We start from the raw sequence: 22099 nt of genomic DNA, 5'->3' as shown, positions 1-22099 counted from the left end.
AAAAACTGACGGAGGCGTACGCTTCAGTGGAAAGTGGACAAGCATTCCAATTTAATATTCCCGCATGGAATAGATATTTGTATGCAGTATTGCAGCAACGATTTGTTTTTGTGCAGAGTACCGGATGAATATTCTCATAAGGGATAAGCGGATTCAGTTATTGGCCGGTCTTCTTTTGGCATCGGGCATTATCGTCGTAAAAGGGATTTCCGGACCTGATATCCTCATGTGGCGCACTGTAGCCCTAACGGTGTTGATGGTGTATTTATGGCTTCGGGAAGTCATTCCGATTTATGTTACTGCACTACTCCCCCTGGCTATGTCGTCAGTTCTGGGAATTCTAACGCCCAAAGATCTTGCATTAGCCTACGGTGATACCAATATTTATCTGTTCCTGGGTGGCTTTATACTAGCACTGGGGCTGGAGAAGCACCGGATTCACCTGCAGATTTCACAGCGGATTATCCGTATTGTTGGCAACACCAAGAGCAGGCTACTGTTGGCAGTGATACTGAGTACCGGCATTATAAGCATGTGGATCTCCAACACTGCCACAGCCCTTATGATGCTTCCCATTGGTATGGCAATACTGAAAGCTCGGCCGGAGCACGAGCGTCAGTCAAGATTTGGCGTATTGCTTGTCCTGTCGATAGCCTACGCCGCAAGTATTGGCGGTGCAGGCACGCTTATCGGGTCGCCGCCCAATCTTATCATGGCTGCGCTGGTTAATCAGGCCCCCTACCATGCCAACATTGATTTCGTTAGCTGGGCAATCGTTGGAATTCCCTTCAGCCTGATATTTCTGTTCATCTTATTCATGGTATTTCGGTTGCGGCTGGGGAAGGAAGGCACAGAAAAGATCGAGCTTGATAACCTTACAGTCGAACCCTGGTCTGCAAACCAGCTCCGGGTTGTAACGATTTTTAGTGTCGTTGTTCTTCTCTGGCTTACCAAGGATATCAGCGCTGCGTTATTCCATTTCTCCTATACCGATGTGTTCCCCTCCATGTTAGGTGCCGTATTGCTTTTTATCATACCGCGGGCTAACAAGCGAAAGCCGCTGCTCAGTTGGAAGTCCGTACGCAACATCCCCTGGGGCATCCTACTGTTATTTGGAGGTGGGATTGCAGTAGCTTCGGCATTGCAAAAGCATGGCGTCATCGCACTGATAGCAGACTCGTTCTCGTTATTTACCACATTACCGATTGTTGTTATTCTTCTGATCGTAGTGACAATCTCCGTATTCACCACTGAGCTGGTATCAAACACAGCGCTTACCAATATTCTGGTTCCGATTGTTGCAGCATTTGCGTTAGCCTCACACCTGTCCGTTGCTCAACTCTCGATTGCCGTTACCCTTGGTGCAAGCTGGGCATTCATGTTGCCGGTAGGCACACCGCCCAACGCCATTGCGTTTGCTTCGGGCGCGGTAACCATGAAGGACATGATCCGCAACGGGCTTATTTTGAACATTATTAGCGTCATCCTCATCACCGTGCTGACATCACTGTTTCTGTGATTAAACAGGATACAACCTAATTGAACAGGATATAATCGCTACGACACCAGCAATCTCATCAGCTTGCGCTTTGCAATCGGAAGGATGGTTTCTTCGAACGGGAAATCAAGATCGGTAGCCAGGTAGTATGTTGCCGGATTGGGCATCTCTCGGTGCTCATTGACCAGGGCAAGTTTAATATCTTCGGGAGCATCCTTACCAACCACCATTTCTCTGGGCTCCAGTTCATACGTTTTTAACGCACGGTAGTTGTCACCCTCACTCGTGTACAGGCTCATCTCATACCGAAGCACATGAATCAGGTTTGACCGTTGATCCGGTATCAGAGCGTATCCTTCGTCGCGGTACACCGGCAGGATGCCTACGATATCTGCTGTAAGGTTCTGGATAATAAAATCGAACATTGCGATGCCTTCATCCGTTGCAGTTTTAATCAGCGGAAGCAATTGTTCGATAAGCAGAAACAGCTGCTCCACCATCTCGGGCGAGGCCGGTACCGACTCGAATGTGAGCGTTTTCTTCTCTAAATCAACACCGGTCAATTTTCTTGGCAGGCGTGAAGTGTACATATTCCTATTATTTAGGATGGCCTCTAGTGTAGTAGCAATTTCCACCAGCTCGGCCAAGCCCGGATACAGCCGGTTTTTTCTGAAGTTAGCAGTAATGGTATTCAGTGCCGCACGAACTTCGAAATTCGTTCCTTCGGGGTCAGTAGCACCGTTTGTGAACATGCCCAGGTCTAATGCTGCCATATCTACCTCCTTTACCACAAATAAGGTTTGTTGTATCGTTACAATAGATAACAAAAGTTTTGGCAATTTTGTTACCGTGAATCAGGATTCTTCTCCACACGAACCTCCTGTTGTGCTCTTCGACGGCGTTTGTACTCTTTGTAACGGAACTGTGGACTTCCTAATACGAAACGACAGAACCGAAACCCTATTGTTTGCACCGCTGCAGAGTGTGGCCGGTACACGTATCCTGCAGTCCTTCGGGGTAAACAGTATGCCCGAGTCCGTCTGCGTTGTGTTTAACAGCACGATGTATACCCAAAGCAACGCCGTTATCTTCCTCCTGCGATACTGCAGACGATGGCACCTGACTCTGGCAGGCATCCTGTTGGGCTGTTTTCCGCCGCTGCTTCGCGACCCTGCGTACCGTTATGTAGCCGCCCGCCGATACCGCTGGTTTGGTCGTAAAGAGTCGTGCAGACTGCCTACTCCTGCTGAACGGAAGCGATTTCTTGGGTAAAGCCACCCAAAACAGGACAATTTTGCGTACTTTTGCGGTTCGGTTTTCAATTACGGAGTAACATGAGTACCTACATCGTCAATCCCGTCGAAGTACGGATGGAAGAGAGCGCCAAAGGCTCTATCTACGAAAGCATTGTAGCAATGGGGATGCGTGCACGTCAAATTAACGATCAAATCAAGGTTCAGATCAAGGAACGCCTGCACGATGTGATTGTAGATATGGACGAAGCCGAAGGCCCCAACCCGGACCAGATTGCTATCAGCAAGGAGTTTGATAAAATTCCGAAGCCTACCTTTCTTGCCATGAACGAGAAAGTTTCCGGGCAAATTCATACTAAACGAGATTCAGAGGAATAACATCTCGAAAGCAGGTATTAAGCCATCCGGGATTTTCCCAGATGGCTTTTTTTGTTTGTCAGTATCGTTGCAACTTTACCAATGCCTTCACGTTTACACTCTACCTCATGAACATTATCCTTGGAATTACCGGGTCAGTAGCGGCCTATAAAACACCATGGCTGGTACGTGACCTTGCAAAAGCAGGTCATAGCGTGCGTGTGGCGCTTACAGCATCAGCCCGCATGTTTGTTGCTCCGCTCGCCCTGCAGGCAGTAAGTAAATTTACTGTTGTTTCCGATCTGTTTGACCCGGCCATTCAGGAAGGGGGCTCATGGCACGTGCACTGGTGTAAGTGGGCTGATGCCTATCTGATTGCACCGTGCAGTGCCACCACAATAGCCAAAATCGTTACCGGAATCTCCGATTCTGCCGTTACTCTGCTTGCGTCGTGTCTGCCGCACAACATACCACTGATTATTGCACCGGCAATGGATGTTGATATGTGGACGAATACGGTTACTCAGAAAAACATACAGTCACTCAAAGCAATGGGTATCCACGTTATTTCACCGGAATCGGGCGAGCTGGCATCCGGTATTGTTGGCGCTGGAAGGCTACCCGAGCTGCAATCCATCGTTAGCACCGTGAACAGCCATGTTTACCATGCTGATATTACCCCGCCTGTGGCATCGGCTACCCCTGAGGGCTTCAGTACAAGCACGCGCACCGGCTTACCAGAGGACGGCAGTACAGAAACACAACGGCCAATATCGGTACTGGTGACGGCAGGTCCAACACACGAGCCGATAGATGCGGTACGGAGCATCGTTAATCACAGTACCGGAACTATGGGATATGCGCTGGCACAAGCATCAGCCGATAAAGGGTTCCTGGTCACGCTTATCAGCGGTCCAACAACCTTGCCAACACCAAGAGGCGTTCACAGGATTAACGTGACAACGGCCGCAGAAATGCACTCAGAGGTCATGAAGCACAGCAACGCTGACATCATCATCATGGCAGCTGCCGTTGCCGATTTTACGCCTGAAGAACCAGCTGCCCATAAAATCAAAAAAGATAGTACTGAAGGCAACGGACTTACAATTGCACTGAAGCCCACTGCGGATATTCTGGCCGAGTTGGGTTCACAACACATCGAAGGCAGGGTTCTGATAGGATTTGCGCTTGAAACAACCAACCTTCTGGAATATGCAATCGCTAAACTCAAGAAGAAGAACGCTCACATGATTGTTGCTAATCAGGCAGGACCCTCTGACAGTGGCTTTGGTACAGGCATGAATACTATCACCCTTGTCACGAAGGATGAAATACAACCGTATCCTCCCATGTCAAAACAGGCATGTGCCGAAGTCATCGTACACGCTGCGGTCACCCAGTTGTTACAAGGCAGTCCGACATCATGATTTCTGTTCAGAACCTGGAAGTCGATTTAGGAACGCGTTTGTTATTCAGTAACGTGAACTTCCTGTTACAGCATGGTGACAGGGTTGGGCTTGTTGGCAGGAACGGCTCCGGGAAGAGTACTATGCTGTCGATAATTCACGGTGACAACAGGCCTACTGCCGGTGGAGTCCATCGCCAAAACAATGTACGGGTTGGCTTGCTGAGTCAGAACCTTACCGTTGATACAGGCAACACGCTGCGCGAAACTGCAGCTACGGCGTTTGCCGACGTGCTGGCAATTCAGGATCGGATTGATAACCTTCAACACACGATTGGCGAACGTACAGACTACGAGAGTACTGCCTATCTTCAGCTGATTCAGCAGCTCACCGATGCCCATGAACAGTTTGAGCGCCGTGGCGGACTTACCATGCATGCCTCCATCGAACGTGTGCTCACCGGACTCGGCTTTGATGCTGCCGAACTCGACAAGCCCCTTACTGCCTTTTCGGGAGGCTGGCAAATGCGTGCGGAGCTGGCCAAGCTTCTGCTGAGTAAACCTGATGTTTTGCTGTTGGACGAGCCCACAAACCATCTTGATATTGAGTCAGTACAGTGGCTGGAGCAGTTCCTGAGTGAGTACGATGGTGTAGTGGTACTTGTCTCGCACGACAGAACATTTCTTGACAATGTAACCAATCGTACTATCGAAATTACACAAGCCCGCATTCACGACCTGCCCGTATCGTACAGTGACTATGAAGAAATTCGCGAGGAACGAATGGAGCAACAACGTAGCGCTGCATTGAAACAGGCCCGTGAAAAAGCTCACATTCAAAAGTTTATCGACAGGTTCCGGTACAAGGCAAGCCTGGCCACACGCGTCCAAAGCCGCATCAAGCACCTTCAGAAAATGGAAGACATCGAAATCGACAATCCCGACGTCAGCTCGATGCGCTTTAAATTCCCGCCTGCACCTCGCCCCGGTAAACTAGTGGTTGAGTGCGTAGAAGTTCACAAGCACTACGGCCCAAAACACGTGCTGCGAGGAATAAATTTCACACTGGAACGTGGCGAGAAAGTCGCCTTCATGGGTAAGAACGGCGAAGGCAAGAGTACGCTCAGCAAAATCATCATTCAACAGGAGCAACCTACCGGAGGCGATGTGCGACTGGGCTATGGCGTGGTGTTCGGTTACTACGCTCAGCAGCAGGCCGATTTGTTATCCGGACAGAATACCGTGCTTGAGTCAGTTGAACAGGTAGCACCACCGGAAATGCGCTCACGTGTGCGCACTCTGCTCGGCGCCTTCCTGTTTAGCGGCGACGACGTTAATAAAAAAGTGAGCGTTCTCTCGGGTGGCGAGAAAAGCAGATTGGCACTGGCCCGGCTCCTTCTCAGACCTACAAATCTGCTCCTTCTGGACGAACCGACTAACCACCTGGACATGCTTTCGAAAGAGGTGCTGAAGCAGGCTCTGATCGATTACGACGGCGCAATGATTGTAGTAAGTCATGACCGTGATTTTCTTGACGGTCTGACCGACAAAGTGGTCATTTTTAAAAATGGTGTCACCAGAGAAGTGATCGGTGACTACGAAGACGCATACGGCTCAGTCATCCACGTACCACAGCAACCTCCGTCGGGTCAACCAGACAGCCCGGCGGGTCAGAGCGCTAAACAAAACCGACAGCAGTCCGATGCTCATACGCGAGAAGAACAGAAAGCCAGAAACCGTGAGCGCAAACGATTAGAGCAACGAATCAACGATATCGAACGTCAGGTAACCGTACAGGAAAAAACAATCGCCGAGTGCGAGACAACACTGGCTGATCCTGAATTGTACAAAGATCCCGTGCTGCAACACAAAACAACACAGCGCTACGAAACCGCACGAATGTTGCTTGCCTCCCTGCTGCAGGAATGGGAATCAACAACCACAATTTTAGAGGAGATGCAACTATGAACAGACTCATCATCATTGCCGTATTACTGGCCTCGGGCTGCACCATGGCATTTTCGCAATACGTAGATACCAGACGCTTGATTACTGTTAGCGGCGAGGCCAGAACAGACCTACCGCCCGACATTGCCTACGTTACCATCGGAGTGGAGATAGACGGGCTTGATATTCATAAAATTCGAACCGAAAATGATGCAAAGGTTCGTGCTATCATAGGCAACGTAAAGTCTGCGGGTATTCCCGGAAAAGACATTCAGACGTCAGCGCTGAGTACTCAGCCGGTTTACAACTACAGCACTGGCCGGCAGGAGCTTGTAACCTACAGAATGCGAAACTCCGTAACCATCACAATTCGTGACTTACAAAAAGTTGAGCAAGTGCTCAGTGCCGGCTTGTCTGGTGGCAGCAACATTCTGAACAGCCTGGTGTTTGCCTCCACACGAGCAGATGCCGTGCGTGACAGCCTTCGTGTTGAAGCCACTAAGAATGCCCGAAACCGAGCAATGGCAATCGCAACCGCTGCCGGTGCCTCGTTAGGTCACGTGGTAACCATTCACGCAGCCAGTTCGGGCGACGTACCTGTCCGCGAATACATGAGGTCGACTGCGCAGGCACTCATGGCCAAAGCAGATACCGAAACCCCCGTCGAAGCCGGTGAACTTGCAATGCGCGTCTCCGTTGAGGCGGTCTTCGAAATGCAATAACCACGCTTTGCAACCCTGGGCAACTGTAAAAAGACGTAATCTCATACATTTGCACATGATTTTATCCGATGCCGAGATCCTATCCTGTATCAAAAACGGAACAATTGTAATTGAGCCGTTTAACCCTGAGTGTCTGGGAAGCAATTCGTACGATGTACATCTGGGCAGTACCCTTGCTACGTACAACCAACCTGAACTCGACGCAAGGAAGCACAACACCATCACTACCTTTGAAATCCCCGAATCCGGTTTTGTTCTGCTTCCTGATTTCCTGTATCTTGGCGTTACCCAGGAATACACCGAAACACATAACCATGTACCCTTTCTCGAAGGCAAGAGCAGTGTAGGTAGGCTGGGCATTGACATTCATGCTACGGCAGGGAAAGGAGACGTAGGGTTTTGCAATTACTGGACGCTTGAGATTAGCGTGAAGATACCCGTTCGGGTATATGCTGGTATGCCTATCGGCCAACTGATTTATTTTGAAGTACAGGGTTCGGTAATTAATCCGTATAATCGAAAAGAATCGGCGAAATATACCGAGCGGAAGCCCATTCCCGTTGAATCTATGATGTTCAGGAATAAATTCTAATGGCACTTATCATCCTCTTCCTGGTACTTGTTGGCTGTAATGCCGAACAGTCAATGGCATACGACGTTAATTCAATAACAAAGTTTAGAGCTGACAAGAACCAGGCATTTATCGAGGAAGTATGGAGCCCAATCCCCGTTGAGGAGAGACTTGACTTTAAGGGGCTCAACTACTTCCCTGTCAGCCCCACGTGGGCAGTACCTGCTAGGTATATCCCCGAAACTCATGTTGATACTGTTCAGATGACAACATCAAAGGATGAGCTTCGAACTGCACTTCGTATTGGAAAGTTCGTGTTCACAATTCAGGGTACTGAGTACACTCTGTGGTCTTTCAAGTTTTTAGAACCTGTTGCCGGAGAGGTTTTCTTTATTCCGTTCAAGGATGCTACGTGCGGTACCGACGCATACGAACTTGGCAGATATGTTGAAGTTCCTGTATCTGCCAGCGGACAATATGTGATTGATTTCAACATGGCTTATAATCCATACTGTGCCTATAGCAGTAATTATTCATGTCCGCTAGTCCCATTTTACAACACCCTATCCGTACCTGTCACAGCCGGCGAAAAAGCGTGGCACTAAAACATTCCTTTGTTCTCAGTTTTTTTATCGTCCTACTGCACGGATGTCTGTTTGTTAAGGCTCCCGATAAAAAGCAGACTTCCGTTGAGCATGCAAAACCAAGCCCCCTACCACTTCTTGCTATGAGTGATCTGATGGTGCGGAGCAGTACCGGCGATATGGTTGCGTTGCTCCCGGAGGGCTGGCAGCTTCTTAATCCGGATGGGTTGGATGGAACGCTCGCTCTGGCCGTAAACAACAACTACACCGTTGCCGCGGTTTTCCGAACCATACCACCGGCAGAAGCAATACTCACGGGCGTTCGTGCAAATGGACTACACGCACTGGCAGAAAGTGTGTTCGAAATCCGTAACCGACATGCCGGGCGGCAAGCCGTTATGGCAGGCACGGTTCACATTGATACAGTTGGTACTCGTGTTTTTGGCAGAGTTGACTACAGCGTGGTGAATCGCGGAGTTATACGGTGCGCAGTTTTTCAGAGTACCGAACAACAACTGTATGAATTTGCCCTGGCACCGCTAACCTTTACTGCCCGGCAGATGCCAACCGACCTGGAACTTGACCAGGCATTTCGATCGATCCTCTCAACAATTCAGTATTAAGTTTGTTTATACTCATCATTCATACTTCATTGATGTGCTATGCTGTTGTCGGCAGATACAGAAGCAGTTCTTGGCTATCTTGACCAGGCAGTGAAAGGGGGCTTTCGCAAGCGCTCAGATATCGGAGTCCTGCTCGAAGTTGCAGCGCAGCGAGACGCTCCGGGCGAGTTTAACGCTATCACGATAACCGGAGCAACGGTGTGGCAGATCTACTCCGAACTTCGCAGGCTCCGGCAGGGAGATGCCGGATTCCGTCATCTCGAAGACGAGTTTATGCTGAACGTTAACAAACTGCGGTTTGAAATGGCTGAACTGCTGTCAACTGCCGATGAAGTTACGTTTTCACGGTTCGACACGGTTTATTTTGGTACAACACAAGGCGTTGTACGCAACGTTGTAGATGTGGCGCATGACCTGTCCAAGATCAGAGAGTTGCAGGGCAACATAACCGATGCCGACGATGCCAGGCCGGATGTATAGACAGTGCCAAGGCACATTCATTCGCGCGGTTTAAACCGTTTGCGTGCCCATTTCAGTGCCCGTTCATGACGTTTTCGGATACAGACATCACTAACGCCTTCGGCACTGGCTATCAGCCCGAAATCTTCACCCTCAAGGTAATGCCGGCGCAATACCGTAGCATAATGCCTGGGTACCTCGCGCAACACACTGGCAACGTCGATTTCATCTTCGCAGTTCCCACTGCCAGCGTCGGCAGTTAGCGTATCCAGAACCGTCCAGCCTTCAGAGTCATCAAGCGGGTCAGCCTCTGCCGATACATATCGGCGTTTCTGTCTGGCATAAACACTTGCCCTGCGTTTGGCAACGGTACAGGAGTATGCATGGACGTTCAGAATTACCTTCCCGGCTGACTGGGCCGTGAAAATCGCACTGCGAACTTCGGCAAGTACGTCTTCGATGTCATCGGCACTGAGTTGCCGGAAGGCGGACTGAATGATGCGTGACAGGTGGCGTTCACTGATTTCCATAACTACTCCTTGGTTGGGTGAAAAAACAGTTTCGGTCACGAACCACGCTAAAAGATCGTCATCAGGCAACCTGTTTTCCACGAACCTGCCGTTATTTTTGATGAATCCGTTGTTTTAGTCCACGAAAATTGTGCATGCATTATGAGTCCACATGCCAAAATTGACACCACCCTGTTGTCGCCCAAACTGTCGTTCTTGCAAAATCTCGCAACCGTTGAATACGTAACCATGTCGCGCGGCTCAATTTTCTATGCCGAGAATTCAGGCTGTATTCGAGTTGGTTTTTTAGTCCAGGGAAGCGTGCGGGTGTTTAAGGAACACGACAGCGGACGTTCCATCACGCTATATCGCCTGGGGCCGGGAGACGGTTGTATTCTTTCTATGAGTTGTGCATTAAGCAATCCCATTCACACGGCATCGGCGGTAGTGGACGAAGACGCCGTTATTGCTACAATGAGCGTGGAGGCGTTTAACAACCTGGTCCATCAGAACCGCGCAGCACGCGATTATGTGTTTGCAGAGTTTGCCTCAAGGCTGGCAGATGCCATGTTGCTCGTAGAAGAAGTTACGTTTTCAAAAATGGATGAGCGCATTGCCGATATTCTGCTGGAATATGGTATAAGGCACCAAAGTAATGTAATAAAGATAACTCACGAGCAACTTGCCGACGAGGCAGGAACAGCCCGTGAAGTAGTCACCCGACTGTTGCACGATTTTAATCAGAAGGGCTTTGTTAAGCTCTCTCGTGGCAATATCGAGATTTTGGACAGACACGGATTAGCACGTATTGGGAATTAATCATTTATAGCAATTATGACTAATTTGATATCAACAGATGTTCTTAAACGACGGATTGAAAACAGCGAAGAACTCATCATCCTGGATGTACGGACCAACGAAGAATGGGATGAATTCCACCTTCCGGGAGCAATCCATATCCCCCTTCACGAACTTGAATCAAGGCTAAGTGAGATTGAGTGCCATAAAGACTGCGAAATCATCGTGTACTGTAGGTCGGGCGGTCGGTCAGGCCAGGCATGCATGTTTCTTGAACTGAGCGGATTCTGCAAGCCCGTGAATCTCAAGGGCGGAATCTCGGCCTGGTAGAGACCAGGGAAATGATTTGCCAAGCCTGACTGGTGTCGGAATTAGGTGTTTCCTGTAATAGTCTCCCTACATTCCTTTATTCACGATCTTTATTTTTCTTTCGAAAGACGAAGGAAATTGGCACTCCGGTATAATCGTATAGTTGCCGAAGCTGCCGCTCGATATATCGCTTGTACGAGTCGGGAAGCAGGTCGGGATAGTTTAGGAAGAAAGCAAATACCGGAGGTCCGGATTTTACCTGGGTAACGTAGTTGATTCGGAGGTCCCTGCCGCGGATAGCCGGTGGCGGTGTGCGTTCCAGAATTTCGATCAGCCTTTCATTTACCTCGTGCGTGGCTATACGCATCATCCGGCGCTGTTGGATTGCTTCAGCCATTTCTAACAGCTTGGTGATTCTCTGCTTGGTTAACGCACTGATAAACACTACCGGCACGTAGTCCATCGTTCGCAGTTCTTCCTTTATTTTTCTGGTGAAGGCATCGGCAGTATGCGTGTCTTTCTCAACAAGGTCCCATTTGTTAACAACAATTATCATCCCCCTGCGTGCCTGTTCTACTTCCGAGAGGATGCGCTTGTCTTGCTGTTCCAGACCCTGTGTAGCATCAATCATTACAATTACCACATCAGCCCGGTCAATGGCCCTGGAGGTACGCATGGTTGAATACACTTCAACGCTTTCTTTAATCTGACTTCGCCTGCGCAACCCGGCAGTATCAATGAGCACAATCTCTCTGCCATAATACGTAACTACGCTGTCGATAGCATCCCGGGTTGTTCCGGCGATTGGCGTAACCACCATCCTGTCCTTACCCAGAAGCGCATTGGTCAGTGAGCTTTTCCCAACGTTAGGTCTTCCCACGATTGCAATCTTCAGCCTTGTATCAGTTTCTTCGGACTTATCCGAGAAATCGTCGACCACGTGATCTAAAAAGTCACCCGTACTGCGTCCATTTAGGGCGCTGATGGGAAACGGATCACCCAGACCCAATTCATAAAATTCGGCAGCAGCGAGGTCACTATTGGGAGCATCGCATTTATTAACAACCAGGGTCACCGGCTTGGAGCTCTGCCTGAGAATATGGGCGATTTCCCTGTCAGTTGGTGTTATACCATCACGTGAGTCAACTACAAACACGATGTGATCCGCCTCATCAATTGCCATAAACGCCTGCTCGCGAATTGCTTTGTCAAACAGCTCATCGCTTTGCGGGACAATCCCCCCGGTGTCCACAAGCTGGAAGTGTTTTCCTGCCCACTCTGCCTTGGCATATAACCTGTCTCGAGTTACCCCAGGTTCACTTTCAACAATGGCGTGCCTCTCCTCAATAATCCGATTGAAGAGGGTGCTCTTACCTACATTTGGCCTGCCAACAATTGCTACCAATTCCATAACTGTTCTTTGCACAAATTCGGACTTGCGACCTAATAACACCATGCATCCCACGAAAGGATCACGCCCGATATCAAGGTCCGGTTGATTTACTTCCTACGTCTGAAAGACAAGCACGGATTACCGCGCCATACCTGCCACCAGCGATGAAATTATCGTGTCAACAGATACGCCTTCAGCTTCAGCATTAAAATTCGTTACTATACGATGACGGAGTACTGGCAATGTTACGGCAACAACATCGGCAATCTCGGGCGTCGGACGTCCGGTAATAGCGGCACGTGCTTTTGCCCCAAGCACAAGATATTGCGAGGCTCTGGGGCCGGCACCGTACGCAACAAAATCTCGTACCATTGCATTGTCAGAAGTGGCGGGTCTTGTTGCCTGCACCAGTTTCACTGCATATTCAACAACATTCTCGGCAATCGGAACTCTTCGAACCAAATTCTGCGAGGCAAGAATTTGATCGGCACCCATCACCGTGCTAACCTGGGTTAAACTTTCAAGCGTGGTTGACCGAACGATCTGCAGCTCCTCTGTAAACGAGGGGTAGTCCAGCAGCAGGTTAAACATAAAGCGGTCCAGCTGAGCTTCTGGCAACGGATAGGTACCTTCCTGCTCGATTGGATTCTGGGTTGCAAGAACAAAAAACGGCTCCGGCAGTTTATAGGTTGTGCCGGCAGCAGTTACATTGTGCTCCTGCATTGCTTCAAGCAAGGCCGCCTGTGTTTTGGGCGGAGTACGGTTTATTTCGTCAGCCAGCACTATGTTGGCAAATACAGGGCCCTTAACAAAACGGAAGCTTTTCTGTCCAGTGGTCCGGTTGTCTTCGATAACTTCTGTACCCGTAATGTCGCCCGGCATCAGGTCGGGTGTAAACTGTACTCGTGAGAACGATAAATCAAGAGAGTTGGCTAACGTTCGAATAAGCAGCGTTTTGGCCAGTCCGGGTACGCCTACCAGCAGACAGTGTCCGCGAGCGAACAACGATACCAGTAGCTGCTCAACAATGTCCGTTTGACCAATAATAACCTTACTGATTTCTTCCCGTACGGTCTGTATTCCTGCTGATAATTGTTTCAGTTGTTCTGTGTCTGTCATTGACTATTTGAAATTCGATGGTGTATGAAAAACTCACGGCGTGGCGTACGGCGCACTCTTCGTTACTTTGACGTCAGTGCTACAGCAATCAAGCGCTGAATTAACAACTGTACCTCACTGTCGGTGCTATAACGTCCAAATGAGAACCGTAGTGAGCATGATGCACTATAATCTGACAAGCCCATTGCTTTCAGTACATGGCTGGGTGTTGTTTTTGCCGAAGAGCAGGCGCTCCCTTTGCTGCAACAAACGTCATCCAGTATGTCCAGTAAAGCATCAGCCGTTACATCCTTAAACGTAATGTTCGAAACGTGGTAGCATCTTTCAGCCCCTTCACCGTTAACCGTGGCTCCAAGTTGTTTCATTGATTCCTCGAAGGTGTCACGGAGGGCTTTAATCCTCTTGCTTTCTTCGTCGAGCATCTGATAGGCAAGAGTTCCGGCTGCTGCCAGACCCACAATACCGGGTACATTCAGGGTACCGCTGCGAACTCCGTTTTCCTGTCCACCACCAAACTGAAGGGGCTGGAGCACCTTGCTCTCTGGCGTGACACAAATCAGTGCACCTGTTCCTTTGGGTCCGTATATCTTGTGTGCGGAAATACACAGCAAGTCAGCACCCAGATCTGTTACGTTCAGGGGGAGTTTCCCAAATGCCTGGGTGGCATCCGTCATAAACAGTGCACCAACGTCATGGGCAGCCGATGCAATGGATTTGACATCCTGGATAACACCGGTCTCGTTGTTAACTGCCATAACCGATACCATGAGTACCGTTTCATCGAGTGCATTCCTGAGGCTTTCAGGTATCACTACTCCGTCAGCATCAACATCAACGATCCGTACAGTATAGCCTTCTTTTTGCAGCTGCTTGGCGGTATCCAGCATGGCAGCATGCTCGGTGGCGCACGTCACAAAGGTATTTGGTTGTCCTGGACGGCGCTGCGCGGAATTGCGGAAATGCCCGAGAACAGCCAGAGAAATGGCTTCGGTGGAGCCGCTGGTAAACAATACACTCCCCATTGTTGTTCCCAAACAACGGGCAATGTCCATCCGGGCCTTCATAACAGCGCGTTGTGTAGCTATACCACCGGCATGGTTGCTTGATGTGTTAAAGAACACCTCGGTAAAAAACGGCTGCATTTCACGGAGTACTGCCGGATCCACCGGCGTTGTAGATGCATAATCGGCGTATATCATGGGATTGGTAAAAATAGCTCTTTACAGGCTGACAGCAGATATCCGGATGGTTATTCCTCTGTATCCGATACATCCGGCTCCCATAGCCTAACCCCTCCGGAGTGCCGGCCTACTGCGTCCATGAGCTGCGAGGGGTTACCGCTAACGCCTATGGACCATTGGTCGGGCGTGAGGTAGGTATGCTGGACCGATAGCAGATCTTCAGGCGTTGCGTTTTGTAAGTGCTGCAAGCTGTCCGCAAAAAAACTCCAGGGCAGTTCGTGAATAACACCTGTTTGAATCAGATCTGCAAGCTGACCGGCAGTCTCGGTCCTCCGCAGGAATTCGCCAAGCAGGAATTGCTTTGCATTGTGCAGTTCCTCCGCAGGAATGGGTGCCGCTGCTAACTCGTGAACAATGTCAGCAATACTATCCAGCGCGTCAGCCGAGTATTCGGATCCAACGGCAGTGGTGATGATGGTAATTGCAGAATACCGGCGAACAATCAGCTCGGAATATGCGCCGTAGGTATACGCTTTCCGCTCGCGAAGCTCCATGAACAGTCGTGCAAGCGAATAACCTCCCAGCACTGTTGTTACAAGCAGCAGCCGTGCATAATCGGGATGATGGTACCCAACGGCAGGCATAGCAATCGAATACACTGTCTGCAACGCATCGGGTATGCCTGCCACTACTGCTGTATGCGGTACTTCTCTGACATCATCCGGCAAACCTGAGGGGCGTGGCGTTGGGAAATCGTGTAAGAGGTTACGCACTGTAGCTGCGACATCATCAGATGATAGGGGTCCGGTAACTACAATATCGCGTTGCGCAGATACCATGGTACGATATGCTTCCCATTGACCCTGGATGGTATGCTCTTCCATGTTAACTACATTCCCTCGAACCGGAGTTCCGTACCGATGGTTCCCGTAGCAGGCAATATGCATTGCCCTGCCGGCCAGCCATTCCGGATCGCTGTGGTTGATGTGCGCCTCGGTAATCCACTGCAACTTCAGACGTTCCAGTTCAATCTCGTTTAATCCGGGCTGACCTAAACATTCGCCTAAAGCGTCAACCAGGAAAGAAAAATGTTCGGCTAAGCCGGTACCGGTAAACACCACATTGCTGTGCGAGGTAGTTGCCGCAATGGTACAACCACGCTGTTCAATATAGGTGTTCCACTGCACGGCATCCTTGCACTTCGTTCTCCGTGTTAACAGTTCCGCCATAAACGCAATGGCACCCGGTACGGTACCATTCACATTACCGGTGTGAAAAATCACCTTTATCGTAACTAAACCGGCAGTGGGCTTTTCTATGATGTTTACCCGGGTTCCATCGTACAGCGTAATCGTCTGAAGTTCAGGAAGTATGATCTGAAACCGAGAATTCGAAAGCGGAGGGGTTGAATACATTCGATAAATTTACCCTCATGAAGAACAAAGTTGTACTCGTAACCGGAGCATCTTCGGGAATTGGCAGGGCATGCATGCTGACGTTTTTGCAGGCAGGTGCAACAGTGATAGGCTGGGCCCGACGTCCGATAGAGGTGGTAGAACAGCTTGCGGACGGAAGACTATACACACACCGTGTTGATGTTAGAGACCGGGAAGCCGTTCGCACGTGTTATGCGTCACTGCCACAAACTTTGCAGCACATTGATGTTCTGGTCAACAATGCCGGACTGTCGCGTGGCCTTAGCCCCCTTCACCAGGGTTCCGACACAGACTGGGATGAGATGATTGACACCAATATTAAAGGTTTGCTGTGGGTGACCAAGTGTGTGTTGCCGGGCATGATACAGCGCGGATCCGGTACGATCATAAACGTCGCATCTATCGCGGGCCGACAGCCGTATCCAGGCGGGAATGTGTATTCGGCAACCAAGGCTGCCGTAAAGATGATAAGTGACAGTTTGCAAATCGATATTAACGGAACCGGTGTACGGGTATGTTCCATTGACCCTGGCATGGTTGACACGGAATTCAGCCTTGTTCGCTTTCATGGCGATGCTCAGCGGGCCCAATCGGTATATCAGGGACTAACCCCGCTCGCTGCCGAGGATGTTGCCGATGCCGCACTGTGGGTGGCAACCCGACCGCCGCATGTAAGCGTACATGATATGCTCCTGATGCCAACAGCGCAGGCAACAGCTACAATTGTTTCAAGAAAGGTATAACATGGCAAGTGTTCACTATTTAATTTCAGGGAAGGTACAGGGAGTTGGATACCGGCGCTTTGCACTTTACCATGCAAACAGGCTGGACTTGACTGGCTTTATTACAAATCTTGAAGATAAAACTGTAGAGTGTATCGCACAGGGAAGTACCGGCAATCTGTCGGAATTCGAGATGCTTCTACGACAGGGCCCGGCACACAGTCGCGTTGAATCGGTGCAATGTACTGACCTCGAAACTGAACCCAGAGTTTATTCCGGCTTTCGAATACTATGAATATCATCATTACCGGTGCAACCTCAGGCATCGGCCTTGCACTTGCCTCCATGCTGGGTACTGCCGGATCCCGGCTTGTTCTGGCAGGCCGGCGCACCAACAGACTGCAGAACGCAGTGCGGACCATTCATGAGCTGGGCGGACAAGCCTTGGGAGTAACCACAGACCTGGAATCAGAGACGTCGTGCATCGATCTGGCACGGCAGGCTGAAGAGTATCTGGGGATGGTTGACGTTGTAATACATAATGCGGGACGAGGGAACTGCGCTGCTGTTCAGGACACCGGAACCGATATATGGCGTACGATGTTTGCTCTAAACGTGGATGCTCCGTTTTATCTTACACGGGCACTGCTGCCGGCCATGATCAGGAGCAACAATGGTCATCATATTTATGTTAGCAGCATGGCCGGTAAAATTGGTTATCCCTTTAACGCAGCCTACGTTGCTGCCAAGCATGCACTGGTGGGCTTTGTGGCTGCATTGCGGGCAGAGCTGATCACCACCAGCATCAATGCAACCGTAATTTGTCCCTCCGGAGTGAGCACCGAGTGGAGTCATGTTACCGAACAGCGGTCGATTCATGATTTATACTCCAGGGCAATTCCGGCATCGCGCACGATATGCAAGGAGATGGGGCTGCCATTAGCCCCTTTAAAGAAGATGATGTCGGCGGATGAGGTTGCTGCAATTATCGTGAATGTGCTGAGAACCGGGCGAAGTTCTGATGTTTATACTCATGAAGGTACGGCGGAGCTTGCCTACCTTGCATGTTCCAACCGAATTGCTTTAGAAGATCAGCATCGTGGACTATGGACAGCAATGAACACTGTGTATTATCAGCAGGATCCACTGTAAGAAACCACAGCTCACGGTACATCGGCTTAAGAAATCCCATTGTCACGCACACTATTACTGTTCCAGGTAAGTTTCATGTTCGCATTTCGCACCCTGTGTCTTGTCATGTACTTCATAGTTGCAGTGACAAAGGCATGTCCATCACCCCGACCAACAATTGCGCTTGTTCTTACCGGTGGCGGTGCACGCGGTCTTGCCCAGGCTGGCGTTCTTAAACAACTTGAGCATGCCGGCATCGCTCCTGACATTGTTGTTGGAACCAGCATTGGTGCTGTAGTAGGTGGGTTGTACGCGGCCGGATATTCGGGGTCTGAAATCGACAGTATTCTTAGAAATGCACACTGGGATAAGGTCTTGTCGCTCCAGGACAATACCAGGCGTGAAACCATGTTTTATGCTCAGAAAACCGAAGAAGATCGGAGCATCCTTAAACTTCGATTCCGTGACTTTACATTTCTGCCCCCCCAGGCTCTGAGCAGCAGCTCGAAGTTTGCCAGCGTGATCCAGGAGTATTTATGGAGGAGTCCGTACAATACCGTCACCAATTTCGACAGCCTTCGCTGCAGATTTCGAGCCGTGGCTACCAACCTTTCAGACGGTAGGTGGGTTGCCCTCAGCAATGGTAACCTTGCTACGGCAATACAGGCCAGCGCCACCTTTCCGTTACGGTATGCTCCCGTGCGGTTAGACACGTCGGTATTGGTTGACGGGGGTCTGGTTGCCAACATCCCCACTGAGGCGGCAAAGGAGCTCCGTCCGGATATTATCATTGTTGTTAACACTGTCAGCGGTTACATGCCGCAAACAGACCTTGTTGATGCACTCGACCTTGCTACGCAGTCACTTACTGCTGCCATGAAGCAAAGTGACAGCATCAACCTTGGTGCTGCTGACTTTGTGATCACGCCGGACATACCGGATTATTCAACATTTGATTTTTCAAACGCCGCAGCGATTATTGATTCGGGTGCCAAAGCCGGACAGCAGGCAATTCCCAAGATTCAAACTCTGATACGGAAGGCGCAGATACGATTCAATTCAGACTCTACAATCCGGCGTACACCAGAACAGCAGGACAGTATCATGATGAGCACCATGATCTTGAGTGTTGTTCTGAACGCCTCGCCGGACCTTACCGGTATTTCTGCTGTTGACTCTGTTCTTCAGGAAATGCATGGCAGAAGTTGGAGCAGCAACTTTGTTCATCACTATCAGTGGCAGTTACAAAGAGCACTCCACACCTCGGGATGGCCATTTGCATTTGTACGATCAATGACGTACGACTCTGTAGCAAAACGGGTTACTGTGTGGCTGGACGGTGGCATGCTGAACTCCGTTCAGGTAAGCTCACTGCGACCAGTTGATCATCAAGATATCATCAAGGAATTTACTATTAACTCAGGCTCCCACTTTTCTATCGATGATCTTCGGAACACGAGCGAACGCCTCCGGTCAAGTGAACTGTTTGCCGACGTAGAAATGTCTGTTGTTCCTGCCAGCGGTACCGGGGTGAATATTGTGGTTGGGGCAACAGACAGAGGCAACCAGCTGCTCAAAATCGGTGCCCGAACAGATAACGAGCGCTATGCCCAGGCAAGCTTTGACTTCATCCATCAAAGCTTGTTTTCAAGTGGCGTCAGGCTGGGCCTTCACGGACTAATCTCTTCACGTATCGGAGAAGCTGCCCTCAATGCGGAACTGCCAAGAATCCTGGGAACCCTGTGGACAGCCGGCCTTAAGCTGTATGCCGGCTTCAAAGAGGTATGGACGTACGAAAGATCGCCCCGTTCAACCAGAACCAAGGTGATTACCGACCGTACCGGAAACTTTTCCGAAGACAGATACGGGTTGCGCCTTAGTGCCGGGCGCCAGTTGGAACGAAATGGCATAATCCTGGCCGAGTTCAGATACGAATATCAGCGGTACCAGAATATGTCAGCCAAGCCCTCGGATCCATACCAGCCAATCACAACGGTACGGGGAGTAATTCGCTGGGATGACAGGGCAACGGTTGCCTTCCCACAGAGCGGACGTATGATCAATCTGTCACTGGAATCAGGCTTCCTGACGCCTCAAACCGGTATCTCCTTTACCAAGGTCTTTGCCCTGTTGTCGCCAGTCCTTAATCTGGAACCGTTCGCTCTTCTGCCATCGGTGCAGATTGGCGCTGCAGACAACAGCCTCCCAGCGGCAGAGCTGTTTTCGCTGGGCGGACAAGACATGTTTCTGGGTATGCGTGAAGACCAGGAGCGTGGCAGGCAACTGGTACTGGGAAACATTGAAGTCAGATACCGGCTTCCCATCGACATACTGTTCCCTACCTACGTGAGTGTGCAGTATAATCTTGGCGCTGTCTGGGCGTATCCGGAGCAAATAAAACTGTCGGTTCTTAAACACGGTGTTGGCACCACATTTGGCCTTGACACACCGATCGGCCCGGTAAAGCTAAGCCTGGGGAAACGCTTCTGGTTCCTCAACAATCCTGCAAATGTTGCATCCGAGCCACTGCTGGGATATTTCTCCTTTGGCGTACGATTGTACTAAAGCTCATTTCTGTACGTTATCCGCGATACGAACATGGGACAAATTTTGAACAGAATTGCATCGTTGCTCCAATCTGAATTTGGCAGCCAAACACCATCCCCAGATTACGGATTTGACAACACTGTGGTTCCTGACGCCGATACGGAACTTCGTCGGGCCATTGACGAAGCAGTCCTACACCACAAGAACACAATTCCAACAGAAGTCCATGAGGCCCTCAGCGTTTTTGGTTTTTCACGCCTCCCCACATTGGCTGAATTGCAAACTGAATATCGCAGACAGCTAAAGAAGTGGCATCCTGACGTGGTAAAGGCCGACAGACCCGCCGAAAAAGAAAGTGCGGAGCACCAGGTCCGAACCGTTATCGCCGCACAACTTGTAATTCTCGAATATATTAAACAGACTGCCATACCGTAGTATGGTCACCAAAGCCGGAGACAACCCATGACCATTTTTGAACGCATTATTGCCAGGGAGATCCCTGCCACCATTGAATATGAAGATGATGATGTTATTGCCATTCGTGATATTGCGCCCGTAGCTCCGGTCCACATCCTAATCATTCCCAAGCAACCCATCCCAAGCATCGCATTTCTCAACGATGAGCATCGGATTTTAGTTGGCAAGGTCTTCATTGTTGCAAAAAACCTTGCAGCCAAATTTGATATCCAGGACGGTGGATATCGGGTAGTAACAAATGTTAACAGCGATGCCGGACAGACTGTTTTTCACCTCCATTTCCATTTGCTTGGTGGTGAGCCACTAGGAGCCATGGCACAGTCGCACCAGGCATCTGAATCTTCTCGCACGCCTGGCCCAGCCCCTTTGTCTCCATCACCAGCCAGGAGCATCTTTCGAAACACTCTTGTGCGGGAGACAGCAATTTTCGTCCTGGCAGCAGCCGGACTTGCCGTAGGCTTTAACCAGCTGAACAGTAAGCGTATTGCCTGGTTAAAACCACAATTTGAGCGCATTCAGGCAACAGACTCACTGTTGTTTGGAAACACTCAACCCAACGTATCTGTAAATGACACAACGCAGTTAAGTTCTTCCGAAACAAAACTGGCAGACACGGCTGACAAAATGAATGAGCAACCAAATTCAATTTCTGTTGTTAATAGTGAAAAGGCCGGTCAGCCGCAAAGCAAAACTCAGACTCATGAGTTTGTTCCTCAGCCTGGAAAGGTTCTCGAGATCTCGCTTTCGCAGTTTGAACGGCTTTTATCCGATGATCATTACTTAATCGATGCCCGTACCCCCGAAACGTACGCCAAGGGCAGGATACGGGATGCGGTTAACGTATATGGTGGAGAAGTAGAAAGCAGGATACAGGATTTATTGGCAATGGTACCTCGGGACAAACCAATTCTGGTGTACTGTGACGGAGGTGAATGCGAACTGAGTCACCTTGTCGCAAATACGCTTACCCAATTCGGGTACGGTCCCATATACATCTTCACCGGTGGATGGGCAGAATGGAGCAAACGCAGGTAGCAAACTTTTAGGATTGGCAGTAG

General features: G+C 49.9%; 24 protein-coding genes. 18 read left to right on the top strand and 6 right to left on the bottom strand.

Annotated features, from left to right (window positions below; all coding sequences use genetic code 11):
• Positions 1-124 precede the first annotated feature (124 nt).
• On the top strand, positions 125-1519 hold the full coding sequence (locus HRU79_07400) for an SLC13/DASS family transporter (GenBank protein ID QOJ26487.1): 1395 nt from the start codon (positions 125-127) through the stop codon (positions 1517-1519).
• 38 nt (positions 1520-1557) lie between these two features.
• Here HRU79_07400 and HRU79_07395 read toward each other — a convergent pair whose 3' ends face one another.
• On the bottom strand, positions 1558-2271 hold the full coding sequence (locus HRU79_07395; GenBank protein ID QOJ26486.1) for a hypothetical protein: 714 nt from the start codon (positions 2269-2271) through the stop codon (positions 1558-1560).
• Here HRU79_07395 and HRU79_07390 point away from each other — a divergent pair.
• The 9 genes from HRU79_07390 (at position 2249) to HRU79_07350 (ending at position 9440) form a co-directional block, all read left to right on the top strand.
• Positions 2249-2770: a DUF393 domain-containing protein gene (locus HRU79_07390; protein ID QOJ26485.1), complete on the top strand. Its 522-nt coding sequence runs from the start codon at positions 2249-2251 to the stop codon at positions 2768-2770. The two genes, HRU79_07395 and HRU79_07390, sit on opposite strands and share 23 nt — an antisense overlap.
• Before the next feature lie 62 nt (positions 2771-2832).
• The gene (locus HRU79_07385) at positions 2833-3129 is read left to right on the top strand and encodes a DNA-directed RNA polymerase subunit omega (GenBank protein ID QOJ26484.1); all 297 of its coding nucleotides are present in this window, start codon (positions 2833-2835) and stop codon (positions 3127-3129) included.
• Positions 3130-3170: 41 nt separating this feature from the next.
• Complete coding sequence (locus tag HRU79_07380) at positions 3171-4535, top strand: bifunctional phosphopantothenoylcysteine decarboxylase/phosphopantothenate synthase (GenBank protein QOJ26483.1); 1365 nt, start codon at positions 3171-3173, stop codon at positions 4533-4535.
• Complete coding sequence (locus tag HRU79_07375) at positions 4532-6481, top strand: ABC-F family ATP-binding cassette domain-containing protein (GenBank protein QOJ26482.1); 1950 nt, start codon at positions 4532-4534, stop codon at positions 6479-6481. Before HRU79_07380 ends, HRU79_07375 begins: the two co-directional genes overlap by 4 nt.
• Complete coding sequence (locus HRU79_07370; protein ID QOJ26481.1) at positions 6478-7182, top strand: SIMPL domain-containing protein; 705 nt, start codon at positions 6478-6480, stop codon at positions 7180-7182. Before HRU79_07375 ends, HRU79_07370 begins: the two co-directional genes overlap by 4 nt.
• A 55-nt stretch (positions 7183-7237) precedes the next feature.
• A complete protein-coding gene (locus HRU79_07365) occupies positions 7238-7774 on the top strand; it encodes a dCTP deaminase (protein QOJ26480.1) in 537 nt (178 codons plus the stop codon).
• Positions 7774-8358 (top strand): DUF1684 domain-containing protein, encoded by a 585-nt coding sequence (locus HRU79_07360; protein QOJ26479.1) that lies wholly within the window; start codon positions 7774-7776, stop codon positions 8356-8358. The genes HRU79_07365 and HRU79_07360 overlap by 1 nt, the downstream gene beginning before the upstream one ends.
• Entirely contained in the window at positions 8349-8960 is a 612-nt protein-coding gene (locus tag HRU79_07355) for a hypothetical protein (protein QOJ26478.1), read from the top strand. The genes HRU79_07360 and HRU79_07355 overlap by 10 nt, the downstream gene beginning before the upstream one ends.
• A 39-nt stretch (positions 8961-8999) precedes the next feature.
• On the top strand, positions 9000-9440 hold the full coding sequence (locus HRU79_07350; GenBank protein QOJ26477.1) for a hypothetical protein: 441 nt from the start codon (positions 9000-9002) through the stop codon (positions 9438-9440).
• 17 nt (positions 9441-9457) lie between these two features.
• Here HRU79_07350 and HRU79_07345 read toward each other — a convergent pair whose 3' ends face one another.
• Positions 9458-9949, bottom strand: a complete 492-nt coding sequence (locus tag HRU79_07345; protein QOJ26476.1) for a sigma-70 family RNA polymerase sigma factor — start codon at positions 9947-9949, stop codon at positions 9458-9460.
• A 141-nt stretch (positions 9950-10090) separates the two neighbouring features.
• Here HRU79_07345 and HRU79_07340 point away from each other — a divergent pair, with 141 nt between their 5' ends.
• Both HRU79_07340 and HRU79_07335 read left to right on the top strand, forming a co-directional pair.
• Entirely contained in the window at positions 10091-10747 is a 657-nt protein-coding gene (locus HRU79_07340) for a Crp/Fnr family transcriptional regulator (GenBank protein ID QOJ26475.1), read from the top strand.
• Positions 10748-10762: 15 nt separating this feature from the next.
• On the top strand, positions 10763-11056 hold the full coding sequence (locus tag HRU79_07335; GenBank protein QOJ26474.1) for a rhodanese-like domain-containing protein: 294 nt from the start codon (positions 10763-10765) through the stop codon (positions 11054-11056).
• A 76-nt stretch (positions 11057-11132) separates the two neighbouring features.
• Here the strand turns inward: HRU79_07335 and der are convergent, their stop codons facing one another.
• The 4 genes from der to HRU79_07315 all read right to left on the bottom strand — a co-directional run bounded on the left by der (position 11133) and on the right by HRU79_07315 (position 16143).
• On the bottom strand, positions 11133-12446 hold the full coding sequence (gene der, locus HRU79_07330) for a ribosome biogenesis GTPase Der (protein QOJ26473.1): 1314 nt from the start codon (positions 12444-12446) through the stop codon (positions 11133-11135).
• A 120-nt stretch (positions 12447-12566) separates the two neighbouring features.
• Positions 12567-13547, bottom strand: coding sequence for an AAA family ATPase (locus HRU79_07325; GenBank protein QOJ26472.1), 981 nt, complete (start codon positions 13545-13547; stop codon positions 12567-12569).
• Between the two features lie 62 nt (positions 13548-13609).
• A complete protein-coding gene (locus tag HRU79_07320; GenBank protein ID QOJ26471.1) occupies positions 13610-14746 on the bottom strand; it encodes a cysteine desulfurase in 1137 nt (378 codons plus the stop codon).
• Positions 14747-14796: 50 nt separating this feature from the next.
• Positions 14797-16143 (bottom strand): insulinase family protein, encoded by a 1347-nt coding sequence (locus HRU79_07315; protein QOJ26470.1) that lies wholly within the window; start codon positions 16141-16143, stop codon positions 14797-14799.
• Between the two features lie 17 nt (positions 16144-16160).
• Between HRU79_07315 and HRU79_07310 the strand changes: the two genes are divergently transcribed.
• The 6 genes from HRU79_07310 (at position 16161) to HRU79_07285 (ending at position 22076) form a co-directional block, all read left to right on the top strand.
• Positions 16161-16907 (top strand): SDR family NAD(P)-dependent oxidoreductase, encoded by a 747-nt coding sequence (locus tag HRU79_07310; GenBank protein QOJ26469.1) that lies wholly within the window; start codon positions 16161-16163, stop codon positions 16905-16907.
• 1 nt (position 16908) lies between these two features.
• Entirely contained in the window at positions 16909-17181 is a 273-nt protein-coding gene (locus tag HRU79_07305; GenBank protein QOJ26468.1) for an acylphosphatase, read from the top strand.
• Positions 17178-18038, top strand: a complete 861-nt coding sequence (locus HRU79_07300) for an SDR family NAD(P)-dependent oxidoreductase (GenBank protein ID QOJ26467.1) — start codon at positions 17178-17180, stop codon at positions 18036-18038. The genes HRU79_07305 and HRU79_07300 overlap by 4 nt, the downstream gene beginning before the upstream one ends.
• 123 nt (positions 18039-18161) lie before the next feature.
• Positions 18162-20582: a patatin-like phospholipase family protein gene (locus tag HRU79_07295; GenBank protein ID QOJ26466.1), complete on the top strand. Its 2421-nt coding sequence runs from the start codon at positions 18162-18164 to the stop codon at positions 20580-20582.
• A gap of 33 nt (positions 20583-20615) precedes the next feature.
• Positions 20616-20999 (top strand): J domain-containing protein, encoded by a 384-nt coding sequence (locus tag HRU79_07290; GenBank protein ID QOJ26465.1) that lies wholly within the window; start codon positions 20616-20618, stop codon positions 20997-20999.
• Positions 21000-21026: 27 nt separating this feature from the next.
• Positions 21027-22076, top strand: coding sequence for an HIT domain-containing protein (locus HRU79_07285; protein ID QOJ26464.1), 1050 nt, complete (start codon positions 21027-21029; stop codon positions 22074-22076).
• Positions 22077-22099: the final 23 nt, after the last annotated feature.

It is taken from the genome of Ignavibacteria bacterium, assembly GCA_015709655.1.
Lineage (GTDB): Bacteria > Bacteroidota > Ignavibacteria > Kapaibacteriales > Kapaibacteriaceae > OLB6.
The sequence above is the reverse complement of the archived record's forward strand: the minus strand, read 5'-3'. Positions and strand labels throughout refer to the sequence as shown.

Bases quoted from the DNA above. Each gene is read 5' to 3' on its own strand.
- HRU79_07400 (QOJ26487.1), top strand. From the start codon at position 125: ATGAATATTCTCATAAGGGATAAGCGGATTCAGTTATTGGCCGGTCTT.
- HRU79_07390 (QOJ26485.1), top strand. From the start codon at position 2,249: ATGCCCAGGTCTAATGCTGCCATATCTACCTCCTTTACCACAAATAAG.
- HRU79_07395 (QOJ26486.1), bottom strand. From the start codon at position 2,271: ATGGCAGCATTAGACCTGGGCATGTTCACAAACGGTGCTACTGACCCC.
- HRU79_07385 (QOJ26484.1), top strand. From the start codon at position 2,833: ATGAGTACCTACATCGTCAATCCCGTCGAAGTACGGATGGAAGAGAGC.
- HRU79_07380 (QOJ26483.1), top strand. From the start codon at position 3,171: ATGGCTTTTTTTGTTTGTCAGTATCGTTGCAACTTTACCAATGCCTTC.
- HRU79_07375 (QOJ26482.1), top strand. From the start codon at position 4,532: ATGATTTCTGTTCAGAACCTGGAAGTCGATTTAGGAACGCGTTTGTTA.
- HRU79_07370 (QOJ26481.1), top strand. From the start codon at position 6,478: ATGAACAGACTCATCATCATTGCCGTATTACTGGCCTCGGGCTGCACC.
- HRU79_07365 (QOJ26480.1), top strand. From the start codon at position 7,238: ATGATTTTATCCGATGCCGAGATCCTATCCTGTATCAAAAACGGAACA.
- HRU79_07360 (QOJ26479.1), top strand. From the start codon at position 7,774: ATGGCACTTATCATCCTCTTCCTGGTACTTGTTGGCTGTAATGCCGAA.
- HRU79_07350 (QOJ26477.1), top strand. From the start codon at position 9,000: ATGCTGTTGTCGGCAGATACAGAAGCAGTTCTTGGCTATCTTGACCAG.
- HRU79_07345 (QOJ26476.1), bottom strand. From the start codon at position 9,949: ATGGAAATCAGTGAACGCCACCTGTCACGCATCATTCAGTCCGCCTTC.
- HRU79_07340 (QOJ26475.1), top strand. From the start codon at position 10,091: ATGAGTCCACATGCCAAAATTGACACCACCCTGTTGTCGCCCAAACTG.
- HRU79_07335 (QOJ26474.1), top strand. From the start codon at position 10,763: ATGACTAATTTGATATCAACAGATGTTCTTAAACGACGGATTGAAAAC.
- der (QOJ26473.1), bottom strand. From the start codon at position 12,446: ATGGAATTGGTAGCAATTGTTGGCAGGCCAAATGTAGGTAAGAGCACC.
- HRU79_07325 (QOJ26472.1), bottom strand. From the start codon at position 13,547: ATGACAGACACAGAACAACTGAAACAATTATCAGCAGGAATACAGACC.
- HRU79_07320 (QOJ26471.1), bottom strand. From the start codon at position 14,746: ATGATATACGCCGATTATGCATCTACAACGCCGGTGGATCCGGCAGTA.
- HRU79_07315 (QOJ26470.1), bottom strand. From the start codon at position 16,143: ATGTATTCAACCCCTCCGCTTTCGAATTCTCGGTTTCAGATCATACTT.
- HRU79_07310 (QOJ26469.1), top strand. From the start codon at position 16,161: ATGAAGAACAAAGTTGTACTCGTAACCGGAGCATCTTCGGGAATTGGC.
- HRU79_07305 (QOJ26468.1), top strand. From the start codon at position 16,909: ATGGCAAGTGTTCACTATTTAATTTCAGGGAAGGTACAGGGAGTTGGA.
- HRU79_07300 (QOJ26467.1), top strand. From the start codon at position 17,178: ATGAATATCATCATTACCGGTGCAACCTCAGGCATCGGCCTTGCACTT.
- HRU79_07290 (QOJ26465.1), top strand. From the start codon at position 20,616: ATGGGACAAATTTTGAACAGAATTGCATCGTTGCTCCAATCTGAATTT.
- HRU79_07285 (QOJ26464.1), top strand. From the start codon at position 21,027: ATGACCATTTTTGAACGCATTATTGCCAGGGAGATCCCTGCCACCATT.